The sequence below is a fragment of the Rhizobium sp. NLR22b genome, from assembly GCF_019685295.1.
Lineage (GTDB): Bacteria > Pseudomonadota > Alphaproteobacteria > Rhizobiales > Rhizobiaceae > Rhizobium.
Window position 1 is genome coordinate 199,578 of sequence record NZ_JABDWM010000005.1, and the last position, 12,569, is coordinate 212,146.

The following is a 12,569-nucleotide window of genomic DNA, read 5'->3' on the forward strand; positions in this document are numbered from 1 at the left end:
ACCCGATCAAAGTTCGCGTTGCGTGTCGGCAAATGCTGGGAACTTGTCAAGGAGCGCGGCGACGATCTTGCCGAAACCGATGCCCAGAGACGATTTCACCATCAACACGTCGCCCGGTGCGACCGAGTTCAATACATATTTCGCCAATTCGTCCGTCCTCTCGCTATATTCGACCTGGACGCTTTCCGGCAGCGATTCCTTCAGCGCCACCATCTCTGCTCCTGCGAGCCAGACATGTTCGATGCCGGCCGCAAGTAGCGGCACGGCGAGATCGCTATGGACCTTCTGAGCATACTCGCCCATCTCGAGCATGTCGCCGAGCACGGCGATACGGCGTCCGCGGCCGGTCGGCTCGGAGGCCGCCAGCAGTGCGATCGCCGCGCGCATCGAAGCGGGATTGGCGTTATAGCTCTCGTCGATCAGCGTGAAGCTGCCGCTGCCGATCGACAGCCGGTGGCGCTTGCCCCTGCCCTTTTCCGGCTGCAGCGTCCCAAGCGCCCCGATCGCCTTTTCCATATCGGCGCCGACGATCCTGACAACGCCGAGCGCCGCGAGAGCATTTTCGGCGATATGGCGGCCCGGCGCACCGATCGCGACCTCCAGCGTCTCGCCGCCGATCGTCAGCCACAACGTCGAATTCTCGTCCGAGCCGTTGAATTCCGCGAGCCGGAATTCCGCCTTGGCATGCTGGCCGAAGGAATGAATATGCTCGATGCCGAGCGACTGCGCCGTTCGATCAAGGAAATTGAACTGGTCATTGTCGCGGTTGAGCACGACATGGCCGCCGGGCTCGAGCCCCTCGAAGATCTCCGCTTTAGCGGCAGCAATCTCCCTGATGCTCTTGAAATTGCCGAGATGGGCCGGCGCGATCGTCGTGATGACCGCGACATCGGGGCGAATCATCGCCACCAGCGGCCGGATCTCACCCGGATGGTTCATGCCGACCTCGAAGACGCCGTAATCCGTATCATCAGGCATGCGCGCCAGCGTCAGCGGCACGCCCCAGTGATTGTTGAAGGAGGCGACGGAGGCGTGCACCTTGCCCGACGGCGACAGCACGTGCCGCAGCATCTCCTTGGTGGTTGTCTTGCCGACAGAACCGGTGACGGCGATGATCTTTGCCCGCGAGCGCTCGCGGGAAGCCTGTCCCAGGCGGCCGAGTGCGGCGAGCACGTCGTCGACGACAATCATCGGCACCGTCAGGCGACCCATCGCGGGAAGCCTCGCCTCGCTGACGACCAGCAGCGAAGCCCCATTCGCCATTGCCATCGAAGCATAATCGTGACCGTCGACGCGGTCGCCCTTGATCGCGAAGAAGGCTTCGCCTGATCTAATCGAGCGGCTGTCGATGGAAATGCCGGTGATGCCTTCGGGCAGCGTGCCGAAGGGGCGCCCCGCCATCGCTGCGATCATGTCTTCGGTCGTCCAGAGCCAGCTCAAGATTGCAGTTCCTCCAAGGCCTTGCGCACCTCCGCGTGGTCGGAGAACGGCAGTGTGACGCTCCCAATCGTCTGCCCCTCCTCGTGCCCCTTGCCGGCAACGATCAGCGTATCGCCGGTTTTCAGCATGCCGACCGCCTCGCGGATAGCCGCGGCGCGATCGCCGATCTCGGAGGCGCAACCTGCTGCCGCCATGATCTCGGCCCGGATCGAAGCCGGCTCCTCCGAACGCGGATTGTCGTCGGTGACGATGACGACATCGGCAAGGCGGCAGGCGATTTCACCCATGATCGGCCGCTTGCCGCGGTCGCGGTCGCCGCCGCAGCCGAAGACGACGACGACACGGCCGGTGGTGAATGGCCTCACCGAATTCAGCACATTTTCCAACGCATCCGGCTTGTGGGCATAATCGACATAAGCGAGTGCGCCATCTTTGGTATGGCCGACCAGTTCGAGGCGGCCGGACGCGCCCACCAGTTTCTCGAGCGCCGCCATCGCGACCTTCGGTTCGACTCCCGTGGACATGGCAAGTCCTGCCGCAACCAGCGCGTTGGCGACCTGGAAATCGCCGGCCAGCGGAATATCCACCTCGAAGATCTCGTCGCCGATATGGATCTCTGCCGTCTGCTTGTGGCGAAAATGCTCGACGCGTTTCAATGACAGATATTGCCCCTTGCGCCCGACGGTGCGGACATCGTGACCCGCATCGGCAGCCGCCTTGATGGCCTGAGCAGACCACGGATCGTCCGCGAAGACGACGGCCGGGGCACCCTTGGGCAGCAGCGTATCGAAAAGCCGCATCTTGGCGGCCATGTAGGCCTCGATCGTCGGATGATAATCCATGTGATCGCGGCCGAGATTGGTGAAGGCTGCGGCGGCGAGCCTGACGCCGTCGAGACGGCATTGGTCGAGGCCGTGGCTGGAAGCCTCCATCGAGGCATGCGTAACACCCTCGTCGGCGAGCTCCGCCAGCAGTTTGTGCAGCGACACCGGATCCGGCGTCGTCAGTGCGCCATATTCATTGCGCGTCGGCGAAACGACACCTGTTGTGCCGATCATCGCGGCTGCCTGGCCGGCATGTGCCCAGATCTGGCGGGTGAAAGAGGCGACGGAAGTCTTGCCGGCCGTGCCGGTGACGGCGACCATGGTCTCGGGCTGCCTGCCGTAAAAGCGGGAGGCGGCAATGGAAAGGAAGCGGCGCGGCTCCTTGACCGCAAGCACCGGGATCGGAGCATCGACAGCCTGGGAGGTGATCGCGACGGCGGCCCCGCGGCCGGCGGCATCCGTGATGAAGCCCGCGCCATCCGCCTTGGTGCCGGCGACCGCGACAAAAGCGTTGCCCGGTTCCACCTTGCGGCTGTCCGAAGACAGGCCTGAGATATCAAGCAAGCCTGCCGGGCCTTCCAGTTGTGCTTCAAGTTCCGGAAACTGATCTCCGGCCAGGTCTCGCAATTTCATCGAACGCACTTTTCTCTCTTGAAGCCGGTTCACCCCTCGCGAATCGGCGTCGGTATTCATTCACACTCAATAAGACACCAGCAAGGCCGAACCGCCCTCCCCAAATTTCGGCTCGATGCCGAGAATGGGAGCCGCGCGGCGGATGATCTCACGAGCGATCGGGCCGGCAGTACCGGCGGAGATCGTTCCACCATATTGCTTCTCGCCTGTTTTCGGCTCGTCGCAGAAGGTGATGACCACATATTGGGGATTGTCGATCGGGAAGGCGGAGATGAATGAGTTGAAGTTGAGCGTCGCGGAATAACGCCCGTTCACCACCTTGTCCGCCGTGCCGGTCTTGCTGCCGACGGCAAAGCCCGGAACACGGGCGACGCGTCCCGACCCTTTGTAACCGTTGAAATCGAGAAGATAGCGGATCTCATCGCTGGTCGACTTCTTGAGGACCTGCTTGGCGACCTGGTCAGCCTGTTCGCGGGTGCGCGGCAGGAATGTCGGCTCGATCAGCTTGCCGCCGTTGACAAGGGCGGCAGCCGCCACGCCCGTCTGCAGCGCGGTCGTCGAGACGCCGTGGCCGAAGGAAATCGTGATCGAATTGATCTTCTTCCAGACGCGCGGCTGGCTCGGCATCTTCACTTCCGGCAGTTCGGTCTGCATCTTCGTCAGCAAGCCGAATTTGGTCAGATAGTCCTTCTGCGCGTCGATGCCGACGAGGTCGATGACGCGCGCCGTGCCGATATTCGATGAATACTGGAAGATTTCGGGAACGGTCAGCCAGCGCCGCTGTCCGTGAAAGTCATGGATGGTGAAGCCGCCGATATAGATCGGCTTGCTGGCGTCGAACGTGTCGGACATCTTCACCTTGCCGCTGTCGAGCGCCATCGCCAGCGAGAAGGTCTTGAAGGTCGACCCCATTTCGAAGGTGCCGTTCGTCATCCGGTTGAGCCAGCCTTCCTTGGCGCCCTCCTGCGGATTGTTCGGATCGAAGTCGGGTGCCGATGCCATGCCGAGCACTTCCCCGGTGTGCACGTCGATAACAGCCGCGCCGGCCCCCTTGGACTGGAAATTGTTGACGGCGTTGACGACGGCATCGCGAACGATGTTCTGCACGCGCAGGTCGATCGACAGCCGCACCGGCTCCAGCGGCTGGTCGCTCGTCATGCCGACCGAGGCGAGATCGGCGAGCCCCTGGTCGTCGATAAATTTCTCCATGCCGGCCACGCCGCGGTTGTCGATGTTGACATAGCCGAGGATGTGCGCCGCGGTCGAGCCGCCGGGATAGAAGCGGCGCTTCTCCGGCCGAAAGCCGATGCCGGGAATGCCGAGCGCCAGGATCTGGCTCTGCTGCTTCGGCGTCAGCTGCCGGCGCAGCCAGGCGAAATGCGAGCTCTTGACCGAAAGTTTCTTGTAGGTGTCCCTGACGTCGAGCTCCGGCAGAACAGTTGCAAGCTTCTCGACCGCCTCATCGACGTCAACGATCTTGTTCGGCTCGGCAAACAGCGAGACCGTGCGGATGTCGGTCGCCAGCACCTCGCCATTGCGATCGAGAATGTCGGGCCGCGAGGCCATAAGCCGGTCGGGCGGCAGGATGCTGGAGACGACCTCCTGATCCTTCATGGCATATTCGACCAGACGGCCGCCGATGACGACATAGACACCCATGAAGCCAAGGATCAGCAGCCCGACGCGGCTTTTTGCCTGCCCCGTCTTCTTCTTGCGCGACCCCTCGATGGCGACGCCGGCAGAAGGGCCGCCGAAGCGGTTATAGACGCCGGCGGAGAAATGCGCCTGGCTCTTCAGGACCATGATGCGGGAAAGAAACGACATTATTCCACCGACCCCGTTTCGATCTCGTCTGCTTCATCCGCCACCACTCCACGCTGCTCGGCCGCGTCGCGCTGCTGTGCTGCGCCGCGTGGCGCGGGCATCGGCACGGGCTGCGCTTTGCCGGTCGCGCCTTTGGCGCTGGCGACCGTCGCACCCTTGGCATCGGCTTTGGCCTCCGTTACGTCGGGTACCGGAACCGCGGATTTCAGCATCGGCAATTCCTTGGCATGCACGAGTGCCGTCGAATCCGTCGGCTGCAGCTGCAATTCCGCATTGTAGGCATTGACCAGCCGCTCCAGCCGGTTCGGCTGCGATTGCAGCGCCCAATCGGCCTTGAGAAGATCGATCGTGTCCTTCTCGAGCTTGATCTCGGCTTCGAGGCGATGAACCTCCTCGAGCTTCAATTCGGCGCGATGTTTGATCGTGTAGGTGACGGCGGCAGTCGCCGTCATGACGCCGATGAGCACGAGATCGAATGTTTTCAGCATATCAACCTCCGAGCTTTCCGAGCGAGGCAAGATTGGGAAACCCGAAGAGCGACATATCCGCGGCCTCGGCGGCCGCGTCTGTCCGCAGGCCGGCGCGCAGCTTGGCGGAGCGGGCGCGCGGATTGGCTTCAGCCTCCGCCTCGCTCGCAGAAACCATCGGCTTGCCGATTGCCGTGAACGTCGCCGCCCGCTCATGTGCTGCCGGCAGGTGCCGCGAGCCGGTCGCCTTGCCGGCGCGGTCGGAGAAGAATTTCTTGACGATGCGGTCTTCAAGCGAATGAAAGGTGACGACGACGAGCCGGCCGCCGGGCTTCAGAGCTCGTTCCGCCGCAAACAATGCCTGCGCCAGCTCCCCGAGCTCGTCATTGACGAAAATGCGCAATGCCTGGAAGACGCGCGTCGCGGGATGGATCTTGTCCTTCATCTTGCGCGGAGTGACCAACTCGATGAGACCGGCAAGATCGCGCGTCGTTTCGAAGGGCTTTTCCTCGCGCCGCTTCTCGATCGCATGTGCGATTCGCGGTGCCTGGTTTTCCTCGCCGAGAAAATGGAAGATGCGGATCAGATCCGCGACCTTGGCGCGATTGACGACATCGGCGGCCGAAACGCCTGTTGCCGACATGCGCATGTCGAGCGGCCCGCTCTTCTGGAAGGAGAAGCCGCGCTCGGGCTCATCGATCTGCATGGAAGAGACGCCAATATCGAGCACCACGCCGTCAAGCCCGCCCTGCGGCGCATGATCGGCAAGATTCGAGAACTGCGCGTGAATGAGCCGGAGGCGGCCGGCATGAGCGGCAACCATCGCCTGGCCCGCCGCAATCGCTGTGGGATCACGATCGAGCGCAATCACCTCGGCGCCGGCCGCGAGGATGGCCGCGCTATAACCACCCGCACCGAATGTACCATCGAGGATGAGCTTGCCGGGTGCGGGCGAGAGCGCTGCGAGGACCTCATTGAGAAGAACAGGAATGTGACGAACCGGTCCGCCACCGGCATCAGTTGAACCTCCGCCAGGATTCGTCACCATTCCGTTCCCTCGTTCCTTTAGGAACGCTTGCCCGCCAGCTTGCGCTCCCCTCGTGCCTGCGCCTGCGCAGCCAAGAATGCCTGCGGCTGCCAGAGCTGAAAATGATCCGCTCGACCGACGAAGGTCACTTCGTCCGAGATGCCGGTGAAGTCGCGGATGAAATCCGTGACCATCAGCCGCCCCTCGGCATCGAGCTTCATGAAGACCCCGCCTCCGTGGATCAGAAGCGACATCGCGTTCGCATCCGGCGAAAATGGATCTTCCGCAGCAATCTGCCGCTCGAATCTTTCGAGAAGATCCGAGCCGCCGACGCTGATCGCCGGAAACACAAAGTCCTGGAAACAGTAGAGCTCCTGGACGTTGCGCTGCGCCAGCACGGAACGGAATGCCGAAGGCACGGAAACCCTGCCCTTGGCATCGATCCTGTTGGTCGCGTTCGAAAGGAAGCGGCTCATGACTCGAAACATCCGTTCCCGCAGGGAGCCGGACAAAAAGACGCCCGAAAGTCCCAATATCAGGCACAGCCTCGCAAGCCGGATGAGCCAAATCCCACCCGACGCTTCCAGAGAGGAAGGCGCCTTTGCTTTGCGATGAATGGGCAAATGATTGCCCTGGTGCAGTGCGCATTTGGGATAGCATGGGACCATATGGGCGTCAATGGGATGCGACCGTTTTGCAACGGACGTATGATCAAACATTTATAAGCTGTTAAGTTTAACAAAGGGTTAGCGCAGCCATTTTGCAGATGGCAAGCATTGATTGCGCCTTATTAAAATCCGTCCATAACGTGCATGAATATCAGCTTGGAAACAGTCGGTTTCAGCGACTTAGGCTGAAAATCCAGGCCCTGCCGCAGCTCGGATGTTAATCGCCAGTTGGCCTGTAAGCCGGGTTCTGTATGGCTCCGGCGCGAACCGGAACGTGGCAGCCATTCCTCTGGGACAGCGCTCGCACGCTGCCTCACGCAACCCACCCGGATGACTGGCCTGGAAACCGGCCGGAGAGCCTTTCGGCCCTCCACGTCATCCCTATTCGGTCTTGCTCCCGGTGGGGTTTACCGTGCCATATCCGTTGCCGGAGATGCGGTGGGCTCTTACCCCACCCTTTCACCCTTACCTGTCTTGACAGGCGGTTTGCTTTCTGTGGCACTTTCCCTGAGGTCGCCCTCGCCGGACGTTATCCGGCACCGTGTTTCCGTGGAGCCCGGACTTTCCTCACCTTACCGCCTTTCGGCATTGGTAAAGCGCGGCTGCCCGGCCAACTGGCAGGGCTCCCATAAACGAGAGAGCCCGTAAATGCCACCGAAATATAGGGGACAGCCCTAACGGAAATTAGGTGTGAAATCCGTGGAGTAGCCCTGTTCGCTGATTCTGCCCGACAAAAGCAGCTCCGCGCCGAGTCTGCCGATTTCGTCCGAACTCTTCGCCGAGGTGCCGGCGCAGCCCGTCAGCACCGCGATCGCAGGCGAAGAGGTATAGCCGATCATCGGATAGCCGCTTTCCGTATAGGAGACGACGCAGGCGGCCGTCGAAATCGACAGCGGCGCCATATCGGGCACAAGGTCGGCGACGAAGCGCTGCAGATGCGAGCGCACGCTCTCTCGCCCTTCGGTCTTGAACCAGGCCCGCATCTCGATGTCGTTGTGTAAGATCAGATCGTCGGGATCGCCGCCAATCTTCAGGTAGAATTTGCGATCGGGATAACGGATCGGCGGCAGCAGATAGATATGGGTGCCGGGCACGTCGAGAATGAGCGACGGCATCGCCGCAAGGCGGAGCGCATCAGCCTCGCCGATCTCGAACAGCGTTACGGTCCGGCCATAAACCGTCATGGCAACAGGCCGTGGCAAGAGATTTTCGGCAATGGAAAATCCGCCCGCTGCCAGCAGCACCTTTTCACCGCGATAGCTGAGGCCCCCGGCAGTCTTGACGCTCGCTAGCCCGTCCTCCTCGCGGATCCAGACCACATGATCTCGGATGACAGTCGCGCCTGCCCTTTCTGCCAGCAGAGATTGTGCCTTGACCAGTTTGCGCGGGCTGATATGTCCGGCGCCCCTCGCCTCGAACACACCTGCACTGCCGGCGGGAAAGGCAAAGAAGGGAAATGCGGTCTTCAATCCGCCCGCGTCCAGAAGCCTGGTCTCGATGCCGAGCGAAACGGCGGCCTGCCGAGTCCTTTCGAGATAATCGCCTCTATCAGGCGCGACGACGACGCAGCCGGCCTCCCGATAGAAGTCGATGCCGCTCTCGTTCGCGATCTCGCCGTAGCGACCGATCGAGCGATTGGCGAGCAGCGCCCAGTTGCGGTCGGGATCGATGGTGCGGGTAATGCGCCCCTCGTCGTAATGGCTGGCGAAAACGCCTTCATGCGCCTTGCGATCGTCAGGCTCGTCCGGGCCGATTACCGCGACACCATCCGTCTGCCGCGCCAGATGCCGCGCGGCGGCGGCTCCCATCAGCCCGCGGCCGACGACGATATATTTGAAATCGACTGCCATGATATCCCTCTCAAGCGAAGACCGGCGTCAGCTCGCGGCCGAAATCCTCATCCCCGAGCCGCCCTTCCCTGAGAAGCACGGCGCCGAGACGCCCGAGTTCGTCGGAAGATTTGGCCGCGACGAAATTGCCGCCAGTCAGCACCGCGATCCGCGGCGACGGCGTGAAGCCGACGTAAGGATAACCGGTCGGGGTGAAATTCGCCACGCACGGAGCCGACGTGACCGGGCATCCGGCAAGCTCCGGCATCAGTCGCAGGGCGATGCGCGAGAGATGATCGCGCTCGGCCATACTGCCGTCGGAACGGAACCACGTGCCGGCCTCTTCCAGCCGGCTGAAGGAAAGCGCCTCGGTATCGCCGCCAAGCTTCAGATAGATCTTGCCGTCCAGATAACGCACCGGCGGCAGAATATAGATGTGGTCCTCCTCCCGGTCGCCGAGCACGATGGTCGATGGCATGTCGCCGAAAATCGCCATTTCGCGGTCGCCGATTTCGTAGAAGACAACGGTACGCGCCATCACTCTCAAATCGACGGGACGCGGCAGCAGGGCATGGAAATTGCTGAAAGCGCCGGCCGCGACCAATACGCGCTCGGCGCTATAGCTTCTGTCACCGGCCGTCACCTCGACATGGGAACCTGTGTCGCGCACCGACGTCGCGGTCGCCTCGATCAGCGAGACGCCGCCCTGTTCGGCAAGCCTGGCTTGTGCGCGCACCAGCGCCCGCGGATTGATGTGCCCGGCGCGCTTGCGCTCGAAATATCCGCTGAAATCAGGGCCGACGGCAAGATAGGGAAAACGCCGGTCGAGTTCCGCCGGGGCGACGATCTCGATATCGCTGCCGAGCGTCTCGCTGACGGTCAGCGCCCTCAGAAGAAAGTCCTGCTCGTCCTTCGGTGGGGGACCGGCAAAAAGACATCCGACTTCCGAAAAGAAGGAAATGCCGCTCTTCGCCTCGATGTCGCGGTAGCGCCGGAGCGCCCGCGCGGCGAAAGTTCCCCAGGCGAGATTGCCGTCGAAGGTGCGGGTAATGCGCGCTTCGTCATAATGGCTGGCAAAAACGCCGTGATGGACCTTGCGATCCTCCGGCTCCGAAGGGCCGATCAGCGCGACGCCGTCGGCCATGGAAGAGAGATGCCGTGCGGCCGCCGCTCCCATCATGCCGCGCCCGATGACGATGAACCTGAAATCGACTGCCATATCTCACCTCATATCGAGGTGACCACCTCGTTTCGAGGTGGGATATCACGGCGAGCGTCCCGATTCATATTACAAAAACAGCAGCGGAAGATTTCCCTCCGAGCCGCGCGGCGGCTCAGTCGAGCATCGCCAGGACCTTGCCGCAATAAGTCTTCGACACCGGATTCATGCGCGTTGCGCCATGGCCGGCATTATATTTGAGGATGGTGTTGCAGGTCTGCCCGCCGCCGAGCTGGTGGGCGGCCGCCAGATACTTCATGCCGTATTTGATGTTGGTCTCGGGATCGAACAGGCCTTTGCGCGTGCCGGAATATCCCATCATCCTGGCCGTTGCCGGCTTGATCTGCATCAGGCCGATTTCGCCGGCGCTGCCGCGTGCCTTCGGATTGAAATTGCTCTCGACGCGAACGACCGCCTGGGCGAGCGCCACCGGAACGTTGTATTCAGCCGCATATTTGTTGATCAGCGCAGCATAGGGAATGCTGTTGGAGAAATCGGGCATGGCATAGCCGCTCTGTCGATCGACGGTTTTCAGCGGGATGGTTTCGGCCCTGACGCCCCAGTCATCATTAGCCGAGGCAAAGTTATACCCCGCCAGCAGCATGCCAAGGCATGCCGCAGCACCAATAATAAACTCTTTCATATAGTTTCTTCACTCCGACCCAAAGAACTGCAGGGACTGCGCGCCTCGCTGTCATCCGGATACACGCGATCAAGGACTGATCGCGCTCCATGGCAATTCTTATCGTTTCATTTGGCGGCCACGGTTACACTTGAAATCAGCCGCGAGCGCCGTTCAGCGGGCGTCCTTAGACCATCGCAATGAGGAGATAATAGGGAAATGATGTGGCGGGGCGGATTTCTCGCTTGTGACGGCAAAACTGCCCGGAATTCCGGCTGCCGCCGTCAGGAAAATCGCGGTAGCGCCGACAGCAGCCGGTGCAGCGTGTCGATCGTCGAGAAATCGGCGATCCCGTCCACCCGTTCGGGCCGGAAATGGCGCTGGAAGGCTTCCACGTCGCCGGCCGTCTTTTCGGAGAATTTGCCCGTAATTTCAGTGCTGTAACCGTAAAGCGACAGCATTGACTGCAGCGCTTCCACCGGCTGGCCGGCGTCCCCGCGCTGGAAGAAACGCCCGCCGGTGATCGTCGCCGGCTCGACCCAATGGCCCACACCCGCCCGATGAAGCTCGGCCCAAGGGAATTTCTCGCCAGGATCAACCTTGCGAATCGGTGCGACATCGGAATGCCCGAGCACTCTTTCCGGCACAATCGACCAACGTTTGACACAGTCACGACACAATTCGATGACTGCTGCGATCTGCTCTTTCGGATAATCGGGAAGACCGCCGGGATGGCCGGCATTGGCGATTTCAATGCCGATCGACAGCGAATTGATATCGCTCTCGCCGTGCCAGTTGCTCTTGCCGGCATGCCAGGCGCGCCGCGCCTCCGGCACAAGCTGGATCACCTCGCCATTCTCATGCACGAAATAATGGCTGGAAACCTGACTCTCTTCCCGACACAGCCAGTCGAGCGCGCCATCGGCCGTCGGCATCCCGGTATAATGCAGGAGGATCATATCGGGACGACGCCCGCCCGCCCGCTCGCCTCGGTTGGGCGAAGGCCGCACGCAAGCGCCTCGATAATCGGCCTCGAAAGAGGTCATGCGGCGCGGCGTTCCTTCTCGATCGCCGCATATGCTGCGTTCAGCGCCGCCATGCGCTCATTGGCGATCAAATGAAACTCCTTCGGCACCCCGCGCGAGATCAGTCGATCGGGATGATGTTCGCTGACCAGGCCACGGTAACGGCGGCGGATCGTCGGAAAATCGTCGGAAGGCGACACGCCGAGCACCTTGTAGGGATCGCCGCCGGACGAGACATGGCGAGCTGCGATCTGCTCGAAACGAGTCTCGCTCATCTGGAAGATCTCGGCGATATGGCCGAGGAAATTCAGCTCCTTCTCGTGAATCAGCCCATCGGCCTTGGCAATGTGGAACAGGCCGTCAAGCACGTCTTCCAAGACCGGGCAATTGGCCGCGCAGGTGACGCAGAGCGTCGAAAGCCGCTCGGCATAGGCTTCGTAGCCGGCGACATCCTGGCGTGCGAGATTATAGAGCCTGGCAACATTCTTGGCCTGGTCCTCGGGAAATTCGAAGATCTCGCGGAAAGCCTCGACCTCTTTCTCGCTGACGATGCCGTCGGCCTTGGCCATCTTGGCCGAAAGCGCAATGATCGCCACGGAGAAAGCCACTTTGCGCCGGGTCTCGGGATCGCCTTCGAAAACCGTTCGAATAGCCTCGACCACCGCGGAGAGCGCATTGCCCGCGGTATTGCCAATGGCATTCAACAATTTTTCCCAGAAGGACATCGAAATCTCTCGTAAGCGTGCCAAGTATGAGCAATCAGCTTGACCAAAGAATCGTAGCCTTTGCAAGGCGACTATTGGTCGTAGCATCGAAAACAGTTTTCACGATTCAGTAATTATTGCACTGCAGCAAGCGATCGACCGGTTCGCCGGATCCGCCGTGAGAGGGGTTGCCGCACCACGCTCGCTCAATGCTTGACCGCCGATTTCCACAAACAGTTCCCGGCGGCAGCTCGGGCTTGAAACGATTATATCGCGCTTCCCGCCGC

At 61.5% G+C, this 12,569-nt stretch carries 11 protein-coding genes and 1 other RNA gene; all 12 read right to left on the bottom strand.

Annotated features, from left to right (window positions below; all coding sequences use genetic code 11):
* Positions 1-6 precede the first annotated feature (6 nt).
* On the bottom strand, positions 7-1,440 hold the full coding sequence (locus HJC00_RS10840; protein ID WP_210630614.1) for a UDP-N-acetylmuramoylalanyl-D-glutamyl-2,6-diaminopimelate--D-alanyl-D-alanine ligase: 1,434 nt from the start codon (positions 1,438-1,440) through the stop codon (positions 7-9).
* Entirely contained in the window at positions 1,437-2,957 is a 1,521-nt protein-coding gene (locus HJC00_RS10845; RefSeq protein ID WP_210630613.1) for a UDP-N-acetylmuramoyl-L-alanyl-D-glutamate--2,6-diaminopimelate ligase, read from the bottom strand. The genes HJC00_RS10840 and HJC00_RS10845 overlap by 4 nt, the downstream gene beginning before the upstream one ends.
* Positions 2,958-2,963: 6 nt before the next feature.
* On the bottom strand, positions 2,964-4,721 hold the full coding sequence (locus tag HJC00_RS10850) for a penicillin-binding protein 2 (protein ID WP_221122657.1): 1,758 nt from the start codon (positions 4,719-4,721) through the stop codon (positions 2,964-2,966).
* Positions 4,721-5,209, bottom strand: coding sequence for a hypothetical protein (locus HJC00_RS10855; protein ID WP_210630611.1), 489 nt, complete (start codon positions 5,207-5,209; stop codon positions 4,721-4,723). The genes HJC00_RS10850 and HJC00_RS10855 overlap by 1 nt, the downstream gene beginning before the upstream one ends.
* 1 nt (position 5,210) lies before the next feature.
* Positions 5,211-6,236, bottom strand: coding sequence for a 16S rRNA (cytosine(1402)-N(4))-methyltransferase RsmH (gene rsmH / locus HJC00_RS10860; RefSeq protein ID WP_221122656.1), 1,026 nt, complete (start codon positions 6,234-6,236; stop codon positions 5,211-5,213).
* A 17-nt stretch (positions 6,237-6,253) separates the two neighbouring features.
* Entirely contained in the window at positions 6,254-6,691 is a 438-nt protein-coding gene (gene mraZ / locus HJC00_RS10865) for a division/cell wall cluster transcriptional repressor MraZ (RefSeq protein ID WP_221102475.1), read from the bottom strand.
* Positions 6,692-7,103: 412 nt separating this feature from the next.
* Positions 7,104-7,501: RNase P RNA component class A (gene rnpB, locus HJC00_RS10870), an RNA gene on the bottom strand.
* Positions 7,502-7,557: 56 nt separating this feature from the next.
* On the bottom strand, positions 7,558-8,733 hold the full coding sequence (locus tag HJC00_RS10875) for an FAD-binding oxidoreductase (RefSeq protein WP_210630608.1): 1,176 nt from the start codon (positions 8,731-8,733) through the stop codon (positions 7,558-7,560).
* Positions 8,734-8,743: 10 nt separating this feature from the next.
* On the bottom strand, positions 8,744-9,931 hold the full coding sequence (locus HJC00_RS10880) for an FAD-binding oxidoreductase (RefSeq protein WP_210630607.1): 1,188 nt from the start codon (positions 9,929-9,931) through the stop codon (positions 8,744-8,746).
* Positions 9,932-10,046: 115 nt separating this feature from the next.
* Entirely contained in the window at positions 10,047-10,574 is a 528-nt protein-coding gene (locus HJC00_RS10885) for a lytic transglycosylase domain-containing protein (RefSeq protein WP_210630606.1), read from the bottom strand.
* A 263-nt stretch (positions 10,575-10,837) separates the two neighbouring features.
* Positions 10,838-11,599, bottom strand: a complete 762-nt coding sequence (locus tag HJC00_RS10890) for an N-acetylmuramoyl-L-alanine amidase (protein WP_221145572.1) — start codon at positions 11,597-11,599, stop codon at positions 10,838-10,840.
* Positions 11,596-12,303, bottom strand: coding sequence for a DnaJ family molecular chaperone (locus HJC00_RS10895; protein WP_210630604.1), 708 nt, complete (start codon positions 12,301-12,303; stop codon positions 11,596-11,598). The genes HJC00_RS10890 and HJC00_RS10895 overlap by 4 nt, the downstream gene beginning before the upstream one ends.
* Positions 12,304-12,569 lie beyond the last annotated feature (266 nt).

What these genes read in the sequence shown, in the direction of transcription:
- HJC00_RS10845 (WP_210630613.1), bottom strand. Translation starts at nt 2,957, where the DNA reads ATGAATACCGACGCCGATTCGCGAGGGGTGAACCGGCTTCAAGAGAGA.
- HJC00_RS10850 (WP_221122657.1), bottom strand. Translation starts at nt 4,721, where the DNA reads ATGTCGTTTCTTTCCCGCATCATGGTCCTGAAGAGCCAGGCGCATTTC.
- HJC00_RS10855 (WP_210630611.1), bottom strand. Translation starts at nt 5,209, where the DNA reads ATGCTGAAAACATTCGATCTCGTGCTCATCGGCGTCATGACGGCGACT.
- rsmH (WP_221122656.1), bottom strand. Translation starts at nt 6,236, where the DNA reads ATGGTGACGAATCCTGGCGGAGGTTCAACTGATGCCGGTGGCGGACCG.
- mraZ (WP_221102475.1), bottom strand. Translation starts at nt 6,691, where the DNA reads ATGAGCCGCTTCCTTTCGAACGCGACCAACAGGATCGATGCCAAGGGC.
- HJC00_RS10875 (WP_210630608.1), bottom strand. Translation starts at nt 8,733, where the DNA reads ATGGCAGTCGATTTCAAATATATCGTCGTCGGCCGCGGGCTGATGGGA.
- HJC00_RS10880 (WP_210630607.1), bottom strand. Translation starts at nt 9,931, where the DNA reads ATGGCAGTCGATTTCAGGTTCATCGTCATCGGGCGCGGCATGATGGGA.
- HJC00_RS10885 (WP_210630606.1), bottom strand. Translation starts at nt 10,574, where the DNA reads ATGAAAGAGTTTATTATTGGTGCTGCGGCATGCCTTGGCATGCTGCTG.
- HJC00_RS10890 (WP_221145572.1), bottom strand. Translation starts at nt 11,599, where the DNA reads ATGACCTCTTTCGAGGCCGATTATCGAGGCGCTTGCGTGCGGCCTTCG.
- HJC00_RS10895 (WP_210630604.1), bottom strand. Translation starts at nt 12,303, where the DNA reads ATGTCCTTCTGGGAAAAATTGTTGAATGCCATTGGCAATACCGCGGGC.